This window comes from Clostridium sp. UMB9555A (assembly GCF_030222355.1).
In the GTDB taxonomy this organism is placed as follows: Bacteria; Bacillota; Clostridia; order Clostridiales; family Clostridiaceae; genus Sarcina; species Sarcina perfringens.
The window spans coordinates 477,917-498,107 of record NZ_JASORQ010000001.1 but is presented as its reverse complement, the minus strand read 5'-3'; the positions used below and the strand labels follow the sequence as shown (position 1 = coordinate 498,107).

Genomic DNA, 20,191 nt, shown 5'->3' with positions numbered 1-20,191 from the left:
ACAATTTACTAATTGAAACAAATATACCTACTATTTCTTTCAATTCCCCTCATTATTTCTGTACAAAGCTTTTTATTATCTTCATTTATATTATTTACTATTAATTTAGCTTCATGATTAGCACATTTTAATATATTTATATCATCAACTACATTAGCTAGAATAAATCCTTCATCTCCATGCTGTCTCATTCCAAAGACTTCCCCAGCACCTCTTAGTTTTAAATCCTCTTCTGCAATATAAAAACCATCTGAACTTTCTGTCATTATTTCCATCCTTCTTCTAGTAATATCATTTTTAGTATTAGCTATAAGAATACAATAAGACTTATGTTCTCCTCTTCCAACTCTTCCTCTAAGCTGATGAAGTTGTGCTAAACCAAACCTCTCTGCATTTTCTATTATCATCATTGTAGAGTTTGGTACATTAACACCTACTTCTATAACCGTTGTAGATATTATACCTTTTATTTCCCCATTTTTAAAGGTATTTATAATTTTATCCTTATCTTTTCCAGCCATCTTACCATGTAAAATTTCAATTCTTACATCCTTAAAGATTCCATTTTTAAGTTCTTCATAAATTTTTTCAACAGAGTTTAGATTTAACTTTTCATTTTCCTCTATTAAAGGTGATACTATATAGAATTGTCTTCCTTTCTCTACTTCCTTTAAAGCAAAGTTATAAGCCTTCATTCTTTGATTCATATCTACTAGCATAGTATCTATTGGCTTTCTTCCTGGAGGCAATTCATCTATTATAGAAATATCCAAGTCACTATATAAATATAAGGAAAGAGTTCTTGGAATAGGAGTCGCAGTCATTACTAAAACATCTGCTCTCTTATTTTTATTTATGAGCCTACTTCTCTGTTCTACTCCAAATCTATGTTGCTCATCTGTTACTACAAGACCTAAATTATTTAATTCAACATCATCCTGTATTAAGGCGTGAGTTCCTATTAACATTATTTCTTTCCCTGAAGCTATTTTCTCTTTTATTCTCTTCTTTTCTTTTTCCTTAGTACTTCCAGTTAAAAGCTCTATATCAACTCCAAATTTATCTAAATATTTTTTGGCTTCAGCATAATGTTGATTAGCTAATATTTCTGTAGGTGCCATAAGAACAGTTTGATATCCGTTCATGTACACATTAAACATAGATATTAATGCTACTAAAGTTTTTCCAGATCCAACATCCCCTTGAACTAATCTATTCATTGCAATATTTCTCTTTTGATCTAGAAGTATTTCTCTAAGAGTTCTTGATTGTGCATTAGTTAAAGTATATGGAAGTGACTCTTTTAAGTCCTTAAGAAGAGGACTCATTTTAAAACTTATTCCGCTATTTTCTTTCTTTATATGAGCCTTCATCATTATTATTTTTAGGGAGTATGTGAATAATTCTTGAAACTTAAGTCTATTTATTGCACTTTGTAACTCTCCTCTTCCCTCTGGAAAATGTATGCTTCTTATAGCTTTATCTAAGGATATAAGTTTATACTTTTTCACTATTTCCTCTGGTAAGTTTTCTTTTATAATCATATTCTTAAGTATTTCATTTATAAGTTTAACTAAAATTTTGTTTGTTAATCCATTTTTCAAAGTATATATAGGTAAAATCTCACTTTTATTAGCTTCTTTACAAGGTATTAATGGATTAATAACCTCTAGAGTATTATTAACCTTTTTAAATTTCCCCATAAGATTATATTCATTACCTAAAATGAAATTCCTTTTTATATAAGGCTGATTAAACCATTTCCCTATAACCTTTAAGTTATTATATGTAAAGTTAATTGTGATTAAAGTTTTTCCATTTCTAGTTCTTATTGAACTTCCATAACTTTGAACTTTACATTTTAAAATAGCTTTTTCATCACTTGTATCTCCATTTAAACTTATATCATCATTTAAAAATTCATAGTCCCTTGGAAAATATAAAAGTAAATCTAAAACAGTAAATATACCAACTTTATTAAGTCTCTCTTTAAGCTTAGGTCCAACACCTTTTACTAATCCTATGTCATCATATATGTTAATCCTAATCCCCTCCTTAAATAATAAAGCTAATTTAATCATCTATAAAAAAATAATATACTTTAATTACATTCTTAAAATTGCAAAATTAAAGGATTATAACCATAAAACTTATAGCTATAACCCTATAATAAAATTTCTATTCATATTAGCTTTAAAAAAACTAAAATTCCACTAAAAATTATTAACTCTTAATTATTCTACTGACATTATGAAGTAATATAATGGCTGTTCACCCTTATAACATTGAACATCTAAATCCTCATATTTTCCTTCTAGTTTTTCAATTAAGGCATCAACTTTTTCCTCTTCACAGTCTTTACCATAGAATATAGTGATTAACTCTGAATCTTCATCAACTAAAGAATCTATTAAATCTTCAGCTACTTTATATGGATCTTCTCCAACTTCTTTTATCTTACCTTCAACTAAGCCTAAGATATTACCTTCTTTGATTTCTTTTCCATCAACTTCAGTATCTCTAACAGCATATGTTACAGAAGTTGTTTTTACCATTTCCATAGCTTCTTTTAACTCTTCAGTATTTTCTTCAACGTCAGCTTCTGGGTTAAACATAGTTATACAAGTTATTCCTTGAGGAATTGTCTTTGTTGGTATAACTCTTATATCCTTATCTGATATTTCAGCTGCTTGATTAGCTGCCATAATTATATTTTTATTGTTAGGTAAAATAAATATATGCTCAGCATTTAATTTTTCAATAGCTTCTAACATATCTTGAGTACTTGGGTTCATAGTTTGACCACCTTCTATAACATAGTCAACACCTAAGTCCTTAAATATGTTTTTCATACCTTCACCCATTGCTACTGATATAAATGCATATTTTTTAAACTCTCCAGCTGCAACACTCTCCTCTGTTTCAGCTGCCTCTTCATACATACCTTCAAGCATTTCTCTATGCTCTTCTCTCATGTTATCAATCTTAATTTTTGAAAGTTCTCCAAATTTAACTGCCTCTTCTAGAACTTTTCCTGGATTATTTGTATGAATATGAACTTTGATTACATCCTCATATCCAACAACAACTAAAGAATCACCCTTATTTATAACTTTTGATTTAAATTCTTCTGCATGGTTTGAGTCCCCTAAGATTATAAACTCAGTACAGTATCCAAATTTAATATCTTCTTCGCTCATAGTTTCACTTCTTTGAGCCTTAGCTACTGAAGATTTAACAGCTTGTGGTGTTCCTGTAGTTACTTTTAATCCATTTTCTAAAGCTTCTTGCATTCCTTGAAGGATTATTAATAATCCCATTCCGCCTGAATCAACAACTTTAGCTTTCTTTAATGCTGGTAACATTTCTGGTGTCTTATCAAGCATAATTTTACTTTCTCTGCATACTTCTCTCATAAGTTCAGTTATATTATCTTCTTTTAAGGCTACAGCCACTTCACCAGCAGTTCTAACAATTGTAAGTATTGTTCCCTCTGTTGGTCTCATAACAGCCTTATATGCTGATTTACTTCCCTCTAAAAGTGCATTAGCAAATTCACTTGCATCAGCCTCTTCTTTTCCTTCAAGCCCTTTTGATATACCTCTAAGAATTTGTGAAAGAATAACACCTGAGTTTCCTCTTGCACCCATAAGAGCACCCTTAGCTAGTTTCTTAGAAACTTCACCAATGTTTTTGTTATCCATTCCTTCGATTTCCTTAACAGCAGCTCTAAATGTCATAGACATGTTTGTTCCTGTATCTCCATCTGGAACTGGGAAAACGTTAAGAGAGTTTACATATTCACTCTGTAACTCTAGCTTATTTGCTGCATTACTCATCATATAATACAAGTGTTCCCCATTTACTTTATTAAATTTCATTCTGTTTTACCTCCTAGACTCTAACCGCTTGAACATTTACTGTTATGCTAGATACTTTAAGCCCAGTATAATTTTCAACATTATATTTAACTTTTTGAATTATATTGTTTGCTATTACAGATATTTTTGTACCATATTCTACCATAACAAATACTTCTATTGTTAACTTATCATTTTTATCATCTATTTTTACGCCTTTTGTTAAATTTTCTATTCTCATTAACTCCCAAAGGCCTTCTGTAGCGCTCTTAGAAACCATTCCAACAACTCCGTAGCATTCCATTGTTGATAACCCAACAATCTTTGCTAAAACGTCATCAGTATAAGACACATTTCCATATTCATTTGAATATCCTATCATGGCGATTCCTCCTCAACTATTAGATATACTGTATTCTATATTAACTGCCTATAAAAGTCACTTAAAAATAAATACATAAACCTATTACATATACTATATTCTATATTAAATACTTTGATTATTCAAGAACTATATACCTTTTGAAACATATTTTTAAAGAATTATTTTAATATTATACTTGCATAACTAATATATATTATGATAGAATATTATCTGTCCTATTGAAGATTTTATCTTCATTTTAAAGGAGGTGTTTTTAATGGCAAGAAGATGCGAGATTTGTAACAAAGGAGTTGTAGCTGGAGTACAATACAGTCACTCTCACAGACAATCAAAGAGAACTTGGGCTCCTAACATAAAAAAGGTTAAAGCAATCGTTAAAGGAACACCAAAAACTGTTCACGTTTGTACAAGATGCTTAAGATCTGGAAAAGTTCAAAGAGCTATATAAGAAATCTTTGGCTAAAATGCAGTTTAATAACTGCATTTTTATTTTGCATAAAAATAAGGGATAAGCTTTACTTATCCCTTAATTTTTTCCATCTTATGTATCAGATTTCTTATTACCTTTAAACATTCTAACTATTTTAGCTAAGAACTTTGGTAACTTAATAGTCATTATTCTCATAAACTCTCTCCTACCTTTAAAATTATTTCTTATTTTATTTTATGCAGAAGAAACTCAAATTGTGTTTAATCTCTTGAATATATAACTAAAACTTCACCTTTTTCAAAGGATATATCAATATATTCATCAATAAACTCATTAGACACACATAATGAATCTCCTATTAAAAGTTTATGATTATAAAGTTCATATTTAGAACCTTTTATAGAAAAATTATTTACTGGAGAACCAAAAGCTTGAAATGATATATAATCACCAAACTCTTTCTTAAGAGTTGTCCCTTTATTCTTTAGGTAAATCTTATTATTATTATCAATAATATATGCCTCAATACCTCTCTCTAAAGCTTCTCTTAAAAGTCCTAAATTAGCCATAACATGATCTAATCTTGTTCCTGTAACCCCTAAGAAGACAATTTCTGTAGCTCCTAATTCAACTGCTTTAAAAAAAGCAATCTCAGTATCAGTATTATCCTTCTCAGGATTAAATTTTTCTACTTTTATTTTATCTAATATATCCTTATATTCTTCTCCTATAGAATCAAAGTCTCCTAGGGCATAATCTGGAGTAAATCCATTTTCTAAATAGGCTTCAGCTCCCCTATCAGCAGCTATTAATAAGTCACACTCTTTAATTTCACTTTTTAATAACTCACTACTAGGCTTTTCTCCCCCAGCTATTATAAGAACTTTCATTTTATAGTGCCTCTCTTAAAGCTTTAATGTTTTCTTCTATTTTATCTTCTTTAAATACAGCTGATCCAGCAACTAAAACATTAGCTCCAGCTTCTACTATCTCTTTTATATTATTTGCACCTACTCCTCCATCAACTTGGATTAATAAGTCTTCCTTACCACAAGCCTTAGCCATTTCTTTTACTTCTTTTATCTTATCTAAACTATATGGTATAAAGCTTTGTCCTCCAAAGCCTGGATTAACAGACATTATTAATACCATATCTAATGAAGGTATTAAATTCTTAAGCATTGAAACTGGTGTACCTGGGTTTAAAGCTATTCCAGCCTTGCATCCTTTACTTTTTATATAATTTATTGTTCTATCAATATGTCTATCAGCTTCATAATGTACAGTTATTAAATCTGCTCCTGCACTTATAAATTCATCTACATATCTTCCTGGTTCTTCTATCATTAAGTGAACATCAAAAACAAGATTGCTTAAGTTCCTTATAGCTTTCATTATTGGAAATCCAAAGCTTATATTTGGAACAAAATGACCATCCATTACATCTATATGTAAGAACTCTGCCCCACCTTTTTCTACTCTCTTAACTTGTTCTCCTAAAATACTAAAATCTGCTGATAATATTGATGGTGCTATTTTAACCATTAATTACCCCTCCTATTTATTATCTCTTCTAAGGTTTTTATATAAAAATCATATCTTAGCTTGTTTATTTTACCCTCTTCAACTGCTTCTTTCACAGCACACTTAGGTTCTTTATAATGATTACATCCATTAAATTTGCAAAGATTATTATAATCATTAAACTCTGGGAAGCAATATTTTAAGCTATCTCTATCTATAAAAGTAACATCTAAAGTTGTAAAACCTGGAGTATCAACTAAATATCCATTGTCTACATCTATAAGTTCACTATGTCTAGTAGTATGCTTACCTCTTCCTATTTTTTCACTTACACTTCCTGTTTCCATATGTTCCCTATCTATAAAAGAATTTAAAAGTGTAGATTTCCCTGCTCCAGAAGGGCCACAAAGAACTGTTATGTTATGTTCTAATCTTTCCTTTAAAGCATCAAAACCTTTTCCTTCCTTGGCATTTATGAAGAGAACCTCATAACCTATATCATTTATTAATTCCTTTAAGTTTTCTTTTTCTTCCTCTGTACATAAATCTTCTTTATTTAAACATACAACTGCATGTATATCATTATACTCACAAAGAGTTAAAAATCTATTTAATAAATCTAAATTTATGTCAGGATTTTTTATTGCAAATACAACGAAAGCTTGTGTTACGTTTGCAACAGTTGGTCTTATAAGCTCTGAGCTTCTCTCATGTATATCCTCTATTACACCTTTTCCATTCTCTACTTTTATGGTAACTCTATCTCCTACCATAGGCTTTAATGAATTATATCTGAATTTACCTCTAGCTTTACATTCAATAATTCCTTCATCTGTTTTTATATAATAGAATCCACCTATACCTTTTATTATAATTCCTTCCATGTTTCCTCCCTATCTTTAATATTATATATTCTTATAATAAACAAATTTTAATATAAAATGCAAGAATCTTAATAATTATATAGACTCTTTTCCTTTCCTTCTAATTCTATTTTCTATTTATAAATCAAGTTTTTCTCTTGTTTATTTAACTATATAAAATAAAAGGGAGTATTAACTCCCTTTTACCTTATAATTTTTATTTATTTTAGAAATAAAAATAACATTTAAACTTATTTATTAATTATTACCAGATTGTTCTGGTTGTTTTGATTGTTCTGGCTGTGCTTGCTGATTTGGTTGTTCTGGTTGTGTTTGCTGAGATTGTTCTGGTTTCTCAGGTTTCTTTTCTTCTTCCATAGTTACAGAAACTGATCCTCCTTCTTCAACCTCACCAGAATTACTTACTGATTTAACCTTAGCAGTATCGCTTGTAATTCCACTTACATTAATTTTATTTTTTGAAGCCCATGCTTTAGCTTGAGCACCAGTCATTCCAACAAGTTCTCCTGCATTATGCTTAGGTTTTTCAGGCTTCACATAATCACCGTAGTAATTTATTGTTATAGTTACTTTTTCACCTTGCTTAATTGTAAAATGTCCTGATTGACTTTGACTATAAACCTTACCAGATTCTCCTTCACTTTTAGCAGGATCTCCCTTTACAGCATTAGCTTCAACACCAGCATTAGCTAATATTGATTTAGCTTCATCTACACTTTTTCCTGAAACATCTGGAATATTTAAAGTTATATTTTTTATTTCTTTACCTTTACTTATAGTAACATTTACTTTAGAACCTTTATCTACAGATTCATTAGCATTAGGACTTTGAGAAATAACTTCTCCTCTAGGAACACTATCACTATATTCCTCGTTAACAGTTCCAATCTCTAAACCTAAACTTTTTAATGTTCTCTTAACGCTATCTAAATTCATTTCTGCAAAGTTTGGAACTTTTATTTGTGCTTCTCCACCACTAACAGTAAGTTTTACTTCGCTACCGCTCTTAACAGTAGAATCTACATTTGGATCAACTTTTAAAACAATTCCTTTTTCTTGATCACTTTCTTCTGTAACTTCTAATACCTTTAATCCTAAGCCTTCTAACTTACTCTTAGCATCTTCTGCCTTTTCTCCTACAATATTAGGTATCTTAACATCTTTTCTACCTTCTGTAAATTTCTTCATACCAAGGAAGCCAAGAGTTATTCCTAATGCTACAACTAAAATAGTTACAAGTATCATTAATATTGGTGATTTCTTTTTATTTTTGTTAAGAGTTTTTTGAGGCTTATTTTGAATATTATTTTCTTCTTCATCTTCATCCTCATCATCTTCATAATATTCATCATCATCGTCCTCATCATCCTCATCAGGTTCTGAGTTATTAGTTTCAGTTTTTGTAACAACAACTGGAGACATAACTCTTGTAAATTGTTCCTCATCTTCTGCAGATTTTGATGATATTGTAATGTTTGGATCCTTCTTTATCTTTTCTAAGTCACCTATTATTTCCTTAGCTGTTTGATATCTATTAACAGGATCCTTCTCCATAGCTTTCATTATTAAATCATTTAAACTATTAGGAATATTTTGATTTATATTCTTAGGAGGTATTGCTTTTTCCTGTATATGTTTTACAGCTACAGTAACAGGTGAATCACCATTAAAAGGAACAACTCCAGTAACCATTTCATACAATACTATTCCTAAAGAATATAAATCAGTTCTATAGTCAGTATAAGTTCCTTTAGCTTGTTCTGGTGAAAAATAATGTGCTGATCCCATAACACTATTAGTATGTGCTATAGTTGAGGAATCCATAGATTTAGCTATTCCAAAGTCAGTTACTTTAACAACTCCTTCTTCTGTAACTAATATATTTTGTGGTTTAACATCTCTATGTATAATTCCGCTTTTATGGGCACATTCTAAAGCTTTAGCAACTTTTATTCCTATACTTATGGCAACCTCATAAGGTAAAGCGCCTTTTTCCTTAATTATATCTTTTAAAGTTTTACCTTCAACATATTCCATAACAATATAATTGATATCATCTTGAGTTCCAACATCTAATACATTTACTACATTTGGATTAGACAAGTTAGCAATAGCTGTAGCTTCTTTTTTAAATCTTCTAACAATTTCTTCATTGTTTTTAAATTCATCTTTTAGTATTTTAACAGCTACGAATCTATTTAATTTTCTACATCTAGCTTTGTATACAAAGGACATGCCACCTTCGCCTACGCACTGAAGTAACTCGTACCTATTCCCTAAGATTTTACCTATCATTCTATTTCTCTCCTCCAAAAACTAACACTGTAATATTATCCTTTCCTCCCCTTGCTTTAGCCATTTCAACTAATTCATTGCATGCTTTATCAAAATCATTAGATTTAATTACTTTTTTCCAAATTTCATCCTCATCAACATCATTGCTTAATCCATCTGTACAAAGTAAATATGCCTTATATTCATGTCTATCAACTTTAAAGACATCAACATCAACATTTGAATTAGTTCCTATAGCTCTAGTTATTACATTTTTTCTTGGATGATTTTTAGCTTCCCCCTTTGTAATGCAACCACTATCAACAAGTTCTTGAACTAAGGAATGATCCTTTGTTAATTTTTTTATTCCATTTTCATTAATACCAAAACAAGCACTATCACCAACATTGGCAATGTAAACTATGTTTTTAACCTCTAATATAGCTGTTATTGTTGTACCCATACCAGATAAACCAGAACTTTCTTGACTCATACTATATATTTTAGCATTCGCATGTAAAATTGCATCTTTTAAAAGATTATCTAATGGTATAATACCGAAATTTTCTTTAACAAAACAAATAATGCTTTCCACAGCTCTCTTACTAGCTACTTCTCCAGCATTATGTCCACCCATTCCATCACCAACTACATATATTGAAAATTCATCTTCTCTAGAATAAGATAAAAAATCTTCATTTAATTCTCTAACATTTCCTTTATCTGTTACAAATCCTAACATAAATATTTCCCCCTACAGCTTTAACCCTTTTGACTTAATATAGCTTCTTCTCAATTGACCACAGGCTGCATTTATATCTGAGCCCATCTCTCTTCTTACTGTAGCTTCTACTCCATATGTTTTAAGAGTATTTAAAAATGTTTCTATATCCTTCTTAGTAGATTTTTTAAACTCATTTTCCTTTATTTCATTTACAGGAATTAAATTAACATGACAAAGCATGCCTTTTAATAATCTTCCTAAGCTCTTAGCATCTTCTTTAGTATCATTAACTCCACTAACTAAAGAATATTCAAAAGTTATTCTTCTTCCTGTTTTCTCAATATAATAATTACAAGCGTCTAAAATCTCACTAATTGAATACTTATTAGCTATTGGCATTATTGTTTTTCTCTTTTCATCTGAAACAGCATGTAATGAAATTGCTAAAGTTACTTGCATTTCTTTATCAGCCATTTCACGAATTTTTGGCACAAGACCACATGTTGATAATGTTATATGTCTTTGCCCTATATTTAAGCCATAATCAGCATTAACAAGCTCCAAGAACTTCATAACATTATCATAATTGTCTAAGGGTTCTCCACTTCCCATTAAAACTATATTAGATATTCTCTCACCTAGAAGTTTCTGTCCAATTAAAACTTCTGATAATATTTCTCCTGCAGTTAAATTTCTTACCATTCCTTCTAGGGTAGATGCACAGAATTTACATCCCATCCTACACCCTATTTGTGTGGAAACACAAATAGAATTACCATATTTATATCTCATAATGACACATTCTATTATGTTTCCATCACCTAATCCTAAAAGGATTTTTCTAGTACCATCTTCATTAGATGATAAATAATCTATAACTTCAGGGATACCTATATAAAAATTTTCTGAAAGCTTGCCAATTAGAGCTTTTGAAATATTTTTCATTTCTTCAAAATTAAATACTTCCTTTTTGTATATCCAATCGAAGATTTGCTTTGCTCTAAAAGCACTCTCTCCATTTTCCTTCATCCACTCTTTTAACTCTTCTAATGTAAAATCTAAGATGTTTTTCATACAGTCTCACCTTCCATGTTTATCCTTTTTGCTATTTACTTTCTTTTTTCTTAAGCTTAGCAATAAAGAAACCATCCATGTACTTATTAGGTAATATGGTAACACTTCCGTTATCATTATATACCACATTATCAGCCTTACCTAAAAATACTTTTTCTACTTCGCAGTCTGAAATTCTTTCTACGAACCAATCTATAACTTCTTCATTTTCTTTTTTATTTAAAGTACAAGTAGAGTAAACTAATTCTCCACCTTCTCTTAAATAATTCCAAGCATTTTTTAATATTTCTTTTTGAACCTTAACAACTTCTGTTAAATCATTGTTCTTTTTATTCCATTTTATTTCTGGTTTCTTTCTTATAATTCCAAGACCTGAGCAAGGTACATCTAATAATACTCTATCAGCCCAGTTAATATACTTAGAATTTATCTTTGTAGCATCTCCTAATTCAACTTCAACATTAGTTAAACCTAATCTATCTATATTTTCCTTTATTAAAGCTAACTTATGGTCATGAATATCAAAAGCCACTACTTTTCCTTTATTCATCATTAACTCACCTATATGAGTTGCTTTAGTTCCTGGTGCACTACATAGATCCATAACTTGTTCATCACCCTTTAAATCAAATAAAGGAGCTACTAACATAGCACTTTCATCTTGAACTGTTATTAAACCTTCTTGATAAAGTTTATTTCTCTCTATTGCACTACCTTTTTTGATTATGATAGCTTCTGGTGAAAATGCACCTTCTTCTATATCATATCCTTCTTCTTCAAGTCTTTCATAAACTTCATCATAATCAGCTTTACATGTATTAACTCTAACTGTTACATATGGAACTGTATTTAATCCTCTAAGTATTCTTAAAGCATCCTCTTTTCCATATTGTTTTATAAACATTTCTATCATCCATCTATCAAAAGAAAAGTCATAACATAAAGCTTCATTATTTCTTAAGCCAACTTTAAAGTTTTTATTTTCATTTCTTAAGTAATTTCTTAAAACTCCATTTACAAACTTAGCTAAATTAGGTGCAGTTTCTTTAGTTAAATTTACAGCCTCATTAACTATTGCATATGGAGGAACTCTATCTAAGAATTTCATTTGATATATAGCACTTCTTAATATGTTTACTACACTCTCATCTATCTTACCAATATCGGCAACAAAACTTGAAAGAATTATATCTATCATTTTTTTGTATTTTATTGTTCCATAAACAACCTCTGTTATTAATCCCTTATCTTTTGGATCTATATCATTAGATGCAAATTGCTTATTTATTTCTATATTTGAATATGCTCCATTTAATAAGACATTGTCTAATATTTCAACTATTATTTTTCTTGCATTCATATTCTAACCTCTAATCATTTGAATTTCTGTTACTTATAGCTATAAGTCTTACTAATTGTAAAACAGCCATAAGTGTTGCTGCAACATAAGTTAATGCTGCTGCACTTAATACCTTTCTAGCTCCATCTACTTCTTTATCATATAATATTCCTCTTGCCTCTAAAAGTTTTAATGCTCTTGATGAAGCATTAAATTCTACTGGCAATGTTACTAATTGAAAAAGTACAACTACTGAGAATAATATTATACCAATAGTTACTAAAGTACTATAACTTAGTAATATTCCAATAAAAAACAAAATCCATGATAAGCTTGATGAAAAGTTTACTACAGGTACTATGGCATTTCTAAAAACTAATGCAGAATAAGATTCTTTATCTTGTATAGCGTGCCCAACTTCATGAGCTGCTACGCCTATAGATGCTACAGAAGTGCTTCCATAAACATCAGATGATAATCTTAAAACCTTAGCTCTTGGATCATAATGATCACTTAATCTTCCTGGTACTTGTTGAATTTCTACTTCTTGAAGTCCAGCATCATTTAAAAGAATTCTTGCAACTTGTGCACCAGTATATCCATTTATACTTCTAACTGTGCTATATTTGTTAAATGTGCTAGAAACTTTAAATTGTGCCCATGCCGATATTAAAATGGCTGGTATAAGTATTAAATATGTTGGCTCAATATAATATTGATAAAACATACCATCACCCTCTTAAATTATTTTAAAACTTTACCTACTTCTATTGTGTTTCCATTTATAAATTGCTCTACAAATAGTTGCTTACTATTTGGGAACTGTAATTTTTCTATAACAAGTATATCTTTGCCTGTTGAAACCTTAATTCCTGTTTTATCTACAGCTATTATAGTTCCTGGTTCTTTATTGCTATCCCCTTTTTCAACTCTAGTTTGATGAACTTTCATTGTAATATCATCATATGAAGTTAAAGCTACAGGCCAAGGATTTAATCCTCTAACTAAATTATGAATATCCTGTGCTGAAAGAGACCAATCAATTTTAGCTATTTCTTTATTAAGCATTGAAGCATAACATGTTTCTTCTTCATTTTGCTTTTCTGGAGTTATTTCATTATTAAGTATGCCCTTTATAGTTCTAACTAATAACTCTCCTCCTCTTTCCATTAAAATATCATGTAATTCTCCTGCAGTCATATTATCAGTTATTTCTACTTCATCTTTTAAAAGCATATCTCCAGTATCAAGACCTACATCCATAAGCATAGTTGTATTTCCTGTTACCTTTTCTCCTTTGATTATACTCCAGTTTAAAGGTGCTGCTCCTCTAAATTTAGGAAGTAATGACGCATGTAGATTGATACATCCATATTTAGGAATATCTAAAACCTCTTTAGGTAATATCTGACCAAAAGCTACTACTATTATAAAGTCTGGTTCCATATTTTTTAGTTCTTCTATAGTTTCTGGTTCATTTTTTAATCTTAAAGGTTGATAAACTGGTATGTTGTGTTCTAAAGCAACTTCCTTTACAGGTGACATACCTAATTTCTTTCCTCTTCCCTTTGGTCTATCTGGTTGAGTAAAAACAGCTTTTACTCCAAATTCATTTATTAAGCTCTTTAATGATGGAACAGCAAAATCTGGTGTTCCCATAAATACTATCTTCATGTCATATTCCTCCTTAGTCTTAAAGCTCATGATCTATAAAAAGTACTCCCTCTAAATGATCATATTCATGTTGTATAGCTCTTGCTAAAAATTCTTCTGCATCTAATACAAACTCATTTCCATTAACATCTAAAGCCTTTATCTTTATTTTATTAGCTCTCTTTACTGGTTTATGTCTACCTGGTAAGCTTAAGCATCCTTCTTCATCAGTTTGCTCTCCACTTTTTTCTAATATTTCTGGATTTATGAATACCCTAGAACCTGCTCCATCCATAGCATCAACAACAAAGATTCTCTTTAGTATTCCAACTTGTGGTGCTGCTAATCCAACTCCATTATTTTCATACATAGTTTCTATCATATCTTCTACTAAGACTTTTATTCTATCATTAATGTCATCAACTACTCTACATCTTTTTCTTAGTATTTCGTCATCATTAAATCTTAAGTTTCTTATTGCCAAAATAGCTTCCTCCTTACATTAAACTATTAGGATTTATGTCTAAACCAATCTTAATCTCATTATAAACATCTTTGGATAATTCATAAACCCCTTTTTTTATTTTAGAGCATACCTCTAAATCTAATTTTCCCTTAATTAGAATTTGCCATCTATAAACATTTTTTATTTTACTTATGGAACAAGGACATGCTTCGTATATAAATATATTATCATATTCTTTTAAAATATTACGTAAATACATCTCTAATTTTTTTGCAAAAATCTTTACTTTTATTTCTCCCTTTGCACTTAGGTTTATTAAAAACAAATCATCAAAGGGTGGATATGCCATAAGTTTTCTTACATTTATTTCTCTTTTAAAGAACTCTTCATAATTATTATCCCTTGCACAAGTCAAAGCATAATGTTCTGGAGAATAACTTTGAATTATTACATCTCCCTTTTTATCACCACGTCCGGCTCTACCACTTACCTGAGTTATAAGTTGAAATGTCTTTTCACTAGACTTATAATCTGGCAAATTTAAAGACATATCTGCAGCCATAACTCCAACTAAGGTTACATCTGGGAAATCAAGCCCCTTAGCTATCATCTGAGTTCCTATTAAAATATCAGCTTCCTTACTTTTAAATGAGTTATAAATTTCCTCATGAGAATTTTTCTTTCTTGTTGTATCTACATCCATCCTTAAAACCTTTGCTTCTTTGAAATAATGATGTACTGCTTCCTCTAATTTTTCTGTTCCTACCCCAAAATGTTTAACATAGTTACTACCACACTTAGGGCAAAGCTTAGGCATCTTTTCAGTATTTCCACAATAATGACAAACTAAGTATCCATTATTATGATAAGTCATTGATATGTCACAATTGTTACATTTAAAAACAAATCCACAACTTCTACAAGAAACAAAGGATGAAAATCCTCTTCTATTTAAAAACAAAATTATTTGTTCTTTTTTCTCTAATCTATCTTTTATCTTCAAATATAAATCCCTACTAAACATTGTTTTATTATTTGACTTTAGCTCTTCCCTCATATCCACAATAGATACATTAGGAAGTTCTCCATTATTAACTCTCTTTTTAAGTTCAATTAATTCATAATTCCCTTTAAGTGCTTTATAAAAACTAACAACACTAGGGGTTGCTGAACCTAAAACAACCTTACAATTTTTTAGAACACTTAAATACTCACAAACTTCTATAGTATTATATTTAGGATTCATATCTGATTTATAACTACTTTCATGTTCTTCATCTACTACTATTAGTCCTAAATCATTAAATGGTAAAAATATGGCAGATCTTGCCCCTATAACAACCTTAACTTGATCATTTTTAACCCTATACCATTCATCATATCTCTCTCCATCTGAAAGCCTACTATGAAAGACCGCTACATCTTTTCCAAATCTTCCTTTAAATCTTTCAATCATTTGAGGAGTTAGGGCTATTTCTGGTACTAATATTAATGAACTCTTTTCAAAAAGGAGCATATAACTAACTAAATTCATATATACTTCTGTTTTTCCACTTCCAGTGATACCCTTTAATAAAAATATATTTTTATCACTTTCTAAAACAGTATCATATGCTCTTATCTGTTCTTCATTTAAACTTTTAGGCGGATAAGGCTTAAACTCTCTTAAATTTTCCCTTCCAACCCTTACTTCTTCACTAGAAGTACAACCTAATTCTATTAATTTATTTATCATATATGTTGATATATTAAAAATTTTATTCCATTCTGCTTTTGTGAAACCACCACTTTTTTCTTCAATTAGCTCTAAAGCTCTTTTTTGTGGCTCACTTAATTCTTCTATATATTTTTTAAATACTATAACTTGTTTTGTTTTTTCCTTATTTCCACTCATTATTTTAGGTGGAATCATAACTCTTATAGCATCTATATACTTACATAAATATTTCTCTCTTAAAAATTTAATAAGCTTTAAAGAATCTTCACTTAATAAGGGTTCATTATCACAAACATTATATATAGATTTATATCTTATACTTTTATTTTCAACATTATCTAATATTTTTAAAACAAAACCTTCAATTTTTTTATTTCCATTTCCAAAAGGAATAAGAACTCTATGTCCAACCTTTATATTATGAACTAAATCTTCTTTAATCTTATATGTAAAAGGCTTATCAATTGTAACAGCTTCACTATTTACAATTACTTCAGCAAATTTCTCCAAAATAATCACCCTTGTTCATATAGAATAAAAAGGCGCAATTAGCGCCCTTTTATAATGTCAAATATATTCTTTGCAACTTCTCTTTTAGACATCTTTTCTAAAGATACCTCTTCACCAGATTTGCTTATTATAGTAACTTTATTCTCATCACTTGCGAAACCTGTTTCTGGCTTACTTATATCATTTGCAACAATATAATCTAGAGTTTTCCTCTCTAGTTTGCCTTTAGCATTTTCTACTACATTGCTACTTTCTGCTGCAAAGCCTACTAGAATTTGATTTTTTTTCATATCTCCAAGAGTTTTTAGAATATCTCTATCTCTCTCAAAAATTAAATTTAAATCATCACCTGTTTTTTTAATCTTTTCACTGCTATAATTTTTAGCTTTATAATCTGCTACAGCTGCTGACTTGATAACTATATCAGCATCTTCAAATTCATTTTTTATAGCATTAAACATATCTTCATTTGTCTTAATATCAATAACTTTAATTCCATTAGGTTTTCTTAAAGAAGTAGGTCCTGATATAAGAACAACTTCTGCTCCTCTATCTCTGGCCTCCTCTGCTATTGAGTATCCCATTTTACCTGAAGATCTATTTGTTAAAATTCTTACTGGATCTATTGGTACCATAGTAGGTCCTGCAGTAACAACAACCTTCTTACCAACTAAATCATTAGTAGAATGTAACCTTCTCAATGTTTCTTCTGCAATAATTTCGGTATCTTGAAGTTTACCTTTCCCCTCATCACCACATGCTAATCTTCCACTAGCTGGTTCTATAAATTCATAACCAAGCTCCTTTAGAAGACTTATGTTCCTTTGAACTATAGGATTTTCATACATGTTTGTATTCATTGCAGGGCAAAAAACAACTGGCGCCTTTGTTGCCATTATAGTTGTTGATAACATATCGTCAGCTATGCCATTTGCAACCTTTCCTATAATGTTTGCTGTAGCTGGTACAATAAGCATTAAATCTGCTTTCTTTGCTAGTGATATATGCTGTATTTCCCAAGCCTTTGGTTCAGCAAACATATCTGTTATAACCATGTTTTGGCTTAATGATTGAAAAGATAATGGTGTTACAAACTCAGTAGCGGATTTAGTCATTATTACATGTACTTCTACATCTTTTTTTCTTAGTCTGCTTATAACGTCTAAGGCTTTATAAACAGCTACTCCTCCACTTACTCCTACAACAACACATTTCTTATCTTTCATAGCTCTTATTTCTCCTCAGTGTCTTTGTAATTTACAAATCCTTCATCTATTTCATTTATAGCTATTGTTAATGGTTTATTTGACTCAACATCAACAAAAGTTTCTGCTCCGTCAATTATTTGTCTTGCTCTCTTAGCACTTAATATTACTAAAGAATATCTATCTTCTACCCTTTTTAATAAATCAACGATTGATGGATTAATCATAGAGTTGTTCATGCATTTCGTCCTCCTTTGACTCTAATATATTTTCTTTTAATCTATCTACTCTACATTTTTCTGCTAATAATATAGCCTCTATTTTCTTTACTGCATCTTCTACATTATCGTTAACTACTGCATAATTGTATTTTGACACATAATTAATTTCTTTATAAGCCGACTTAAATCTAGTCATTAAACTTTCTGGAGTTTCGCTACCTCTTTTTATTATTCTTTGCTTAAGCTCTTCCATTGAAGGAGGTAATATAAAGATAAATACTCCGTCAGTAGCTTTCTCCTTAACTTTTAAAGCACCTTGTATATCTATTTCTAATATTACGTTTTTTCCTTCATCAAGCATTTTTTCAACACTTGATTTAGGAGTTCCATAATAATTTCCATATACTTCAGCATGCTCAAGGAAATCATCCTCTGCTATTCTTTGTTTAAATTCTTCTTTTGTTAAGAAATGATAATTAACTCCATCAACTTCTCCTACTCTAGGGTTTCTAGTAGTAGCAGAAACTGATATGAATATATCATCGTGTTTTTCTAATAAGGCTTTACAAATAGTTCCCTTACCTGCACCTGAAGGACCAGAAATAACTATTAATACACCTCTATTATCCTTATGTATCTTATTCATCATCTTCAACAACTACTTCTTCCTTAGTTGATAATCTGTGAGCCACTGTCTCAGGTTGAACAGCTGAAAGAATTACATGATCTGAATCTGTAATTATTACGGCTCTTGTTCTTCTACCATAAGTTGCATCTATAAGCATACCTCTATCTCTAGCTTCTTGTATGATTCTCTTTATAGGTGCTGATTCAGGACTTACTATTGCTACTAATCTATTAGCTGAAACTATGTTTCCAAAACCAATATTAATTAACTTTATACTCATTTTCTACCTCCTATTATTCTATGTTTTGAACTTGTTCTCTAATCTTTTCAATAATATTTTTTATATCTATAACCTTGTTGGTTATTTCTAAATCTGTTGACTTTGATGCTATTGTATTAGCTTCTCTGTTCATTTCTTGTACTATGAAATCTAGCTTTCTACCTATAGGTTCATCTAAAGTTAAAGTTTTTCTTAATTGATTAATATGACTTCTAAGTCTTATTATCTCTTCATCAATCGAAGCTTTATCAGCAAAAACGGCAACTTCCATAGCCACTCTGTTTTCATCTACTGGAACTTCTCCTAATAAATTCTTAAGTCTATCCTCTAACTTTTGCTTATAAGAAGCAACAATAACCTCTGCCTTTTCTTCTATAAAAGCTACTATTTCTTCTATAGAACTACACTTAACTAATATATCACTAGCTAATTTCTCACCTTCAACTTTTCTCATAGAAATCATATTTTCTACAGCCATATTTAATAGTGAGTTTATCTCTTCCCATATAGCTTCTAAATCTTCTGATTTTTCTTCTATAGTTATTACATCTGGGTATCTAGCAACTAATGATAAACTTAAGTCATCTTGCACATTAGGAAATAAGGACTTTAATTGTTCTAAAGAATTTACATAGCTCTTAGCTAAATCTTCATTTAAAACAGCAACTCCTTGATTTTTAGCATAATCTTTATAATTTATAAAGATGTCAACTTTTCCCCTGCTAAGTTTAGAAGAAATAATATTTCTTATTTTTTCTTCTAAAGAAACCATACTTCTTGGCATTCTTATGTTCATGTCTAAATATCTATGGTTTACACTCTTCATTTCTAGAGAAAATATTCTATCTTTTCCCTCTTCACTAGTTGCTCTCCCAAAACCAGTCATACTTTTAACCATAAAGAGAGCCTCCTTGAAAATAATCTAAATATAGATTAATATAAAATCCAAGTAATAACAAGTTATTTTTTACATTTTGTTAACATTTATTTTTATAAAGACTTATTTCTTCTAAATAA

21 protein-coding genes are annotated in these 20,191 nt (G+C 29.8%); 1 reads left to right on the top strand and 20 read right to left on the bottom strand.

Features of this window, described 5'->3' with window-relative positions; all coding sequences use genetic code 11:
- Positions 1 to 8 precede the first annotated feature (8 nt).
- The 3 genes from recG to QP548_RS02285 form a co-directional block, all read right to left on the bottom strand.
- Positions 9 to 2,081: an ATP-dependent DNA helicase RecG gene (gene recG, locus QP548_RS02295; protein ID WP_081109960.1), complete on the bottom strand. Its 2,073-nt coding sequence runs from the start codon at positions 2,079 to 2,081 to the stop codon at positions 9 to 11.
- 153 nt (positions 2,082 to 2,234) lie between these two features.
- Positions 2,235 to 3,881 carry a DAK2 domain-containing protein gene (locus QP548_RS02290; RefSeq protein ID WP_003471654.1) on the bottom strand — a complete coding sequence of 549 codons (1,647 nt, stop codon included), beginning with the start codon at positions 3,879 to 3,881 and terminating at the stop codon, positions 2,235 to 2,237.
- A 13-nt stretch (positions 3,882 to 3,894) separates the two neighbouring features.
- Positions 3,895 to 4,242, bottom strand: coding sequence for an Asp23/Gls24 family envelope stress response protein (locus QP548_RS02285; protein WP_003458425.1), 348 nt, complete (start codon positions 4,240 to 4,242; stop codon positions 3,895 to 3,897).
- A gap of 259 nt (positions 4,243 to 4,501) precedes the next feature.
- Here QP548_RS02285 and rpmB point away from each other — a divergent pair, with 259 nt between their 5' ends.
- Positions 4,502 to 4,693 (top strand): 50S ribosomal protein L28, encoded by a 192-nt coding sequence (rpmB, locus tag QP548_RS02280; protein WP_003458496.1) that lies wholly within the window; start codon positions 4,502 to 4,504, stop codon positions 4,691 to 4,693.
- A 93-nt stretch (positions 4,694 to 4,786) separates the two neighbouring features.
- Here rpmB and spoVM read toward each other — a convergent pair whose 3' ends face one another.
- The 17 genes from spoVM to QP548_RS02200 all read right to left on the bottom strand — a co-directional run bounded on the left by spoVM (position 4,787) and on the right by QP548_RS02200 (position 20,072).
- On the bottom strand, positions 4,787 to 4,861 hold the full coding sequence (spoVM, locus tag QP548_RS16985) for a stage V sporulation protein SpoVM (protein ID WP_225899456.1): 75 nt from the start codon (positions 4,859 to 4,861) through the stop codon (positions 4,787 to 4,789).
- 74 nt (positions 4,862 to 4,935) lie between these two features.
- A complete protein-coding gene (locus QP548_RS02275; protein WP_003449435.1) occupies positions 4,936 to 5,565 on the bottom strand; it encodes a thiamine diphosphokinase in 630 nt (209 codons plus the stop codon).
- Position 5,566: 1 nt separating this feature from the next.
- Positions 5,567 to 6,220 carry a ribulose-phosphate 3-epimerase gene (gene rpe / locus QP548_RS02270; protein ID WP_003471640.1) on the bottom strand — a complete coding sequence of 218 codons (654 nt, stop codon included), beginning with the start codon at positions 6,218 to 6,220 and terminating at the stop codon, positions 5,567 to 5,569.
- Positions 6,220 to 7,083: a ribosome small subunit-dependent GTPase A gene (gene rsgA, locus QP548_RS02265; RefSeq protein ID WP_011590943.1), complete on the bottom strand. Its 864-nt coding sequence runs from the start codon at positions 7,081 to 7,083 to the stop codon at positions 6,220 to 6,222. Before rsgA ends, rpe begins: the two co-directional genes overlap by 1 nt.
- 237 nt (positions 7,084 to 7,320) lie before the next feature.
- Positions 7,321 to 9,378 (bottom strand): Stk1 family PASTA domain-containing Ser/Thr kinase, encoded by a 2,058-nt coding sequence (pknB, locus tag QP548_RS02260; protein ID WP_061428801.1) that lies wholly within the window; start codon positions 9,376 to 9,378, stop codon positions 7,321 to 7,323.
- Position 9,379: 1 nt separating this feature from the next.
- The gene (locus tag QP548_RS02255) at positions 9,380 to 10,099 is read right to left on the bottom strand and encodes a Stp1/IreP family PP2C-type Ser/Thr phosphatase (protein WP_061428802.1); all 720 of its coding nucleotides are present in this window, start codon (positions 10,097 to 10,099) and stop codon (positions 9,380 to 9,382) included.
- 12 nt (positions 10,100 to 10,111) lie between these two features.
- On the bottom strand, positions 10,112 to 11,155 hold the full coding sequence (gene rlmN, locus QP548_RS02250) for a 23S rRNA (adenine(2503)-C(2))-methyltransferase RlmN (RefSeq protein ID WP_061428803.1): 1,044 nt from the start codon (positions 11,153 to 11,155) through the stop codon (positions 10,112 to 10,114).
- Between the two features lie 31 nt (positions 11,156 to 11,186).
- On the bottom strand, positions 11,187 to 12,515 hold the full coding sequence (gene rsmB / locus QP548_RS02245) for a 16S rRNA (cytosine(967)-C(5))-methyltransferase RsmB (RefSeq protein WP_061428804.1): 1,329 nt from the start codon (positions 12,513 to 12,515) through the stop codon (positions 11,187 to 11,189).
- Between the two features lie 10 nt (positions 12,516 to 12,525).
- Positions 12,526 to 13,221, bottom strand: a complete 696-nt coding sequence (locus QP548_RS02240) for a zinc metallopeptidase (protein ID WP_061428805.1) — start codon at positions 13,219 to 13,221, stop codon at positions 12,526 to 12,528.
- Between the two features lie 17 nt (positions 13,222 to 13,238).
- Entirely contained in the window at positions 13,239 to 14,168 is a 930-nt protein-coding gene (gene fmt / locus QP548_RS02235; RefSeq protein ID WP_061428806.1) for a methionyl-tRNA formyltransferase, read from the bottom strand.
- 19 nt (positions 14,169 to 14,187) lie between these two features.
- Entirely contained in the window at positions 14,188 to 14,631 is a 444-nt protein-coding gene (gene def, locus QP548_RS02230; protein WP_061428807.1) for a peptide deformylase, read from the bottom strand.
- Positions 14,632 to 14,644: 13 nt separating this feature from the next.
- Positions 14,645 to 16,840 (bottom strand): primosomal protein N', encoded by a 2,196-nt coding sequence (gene priA / locus QP548_RS02225; RefSeq protein WP_061428808.1) that lies wholly within the window; start codon positions 16,838 to 16,840, stop codon positions 14,645 to 14,647.
- A gap of 38 nt (positions 16,841 to 16,878) precedes the next feature.
- The gene (gene coaBC / locus QP548_RS02220) at positions 16,879 to 18,066 is read right to left on the bottom strand and encodes a bifunctional phosphopantothenoylcysteine decarboxylase/phosphopantothenate--cysteine ligase CoaBC (RefSeq protein WP_061428809.1); all 1,188 of its coding nucleotides are present in this window, start codon (positions 18,064 to 18,066) and stop codon (positions 16,879 to 16,881) included.
- A gap of 5 nt (positions 18,067 to 18,071) precedes the next feature.
- Entirely contained in the window at positions 18,072 to 18,284 is a 213-nt protein-coding gene (gene rpoZ / locus QP548_RS02215; protein WP_003449449.1) for a DNA-directed RNA polymerase subunit omega, read from the bottom strand.
- Positions 18,265 to 18,915: a guanylate kinase gene (gene gmk / locus QP548_RS02210; protein WP_061429451.1), complete on the bottom strand. Its 651-nt coding sequence runs from the start codon at positions 18,913 to 18,915 to the stop codon at positions 18,265 to 18,267. The genes rpoZ and gmk overlap by 20 nt, the downstream gene beginning before the upstream one ends.
- The gene (gene remA, locus QP548_RS02205; protein WP_003458433.1) at positions 18,905 to 19,174 is read right to left on the bottom strand and encodes an extracellular matrix/biofilm regulator RemA; all 270 of its coding nucleotides are present in this window, start codon (positions 19,172 to 19,174) and stop codon (positions 18,905 to 18,907) included. The genes gmk and remA overlap by 11 nt, the downstream gene beginning before the upstream one ends.
- Before the next feature lie 13 nt (positions 19,175 to 19,187).
- On the bottom strand, positions 19,188 to 20,072 hold the full coding sequence (locus QP548_RS02200; protein WP_061428810.1) for a YicC/YloC family endoribonuclease: 885 nt from the start codon (positions 20,070 to 20,072) through the stop codon (positions 19,188 to 19,190).
- Between the last annotated feature and the right edge of the window lie 119 nt (positions 20,073 to 20,191).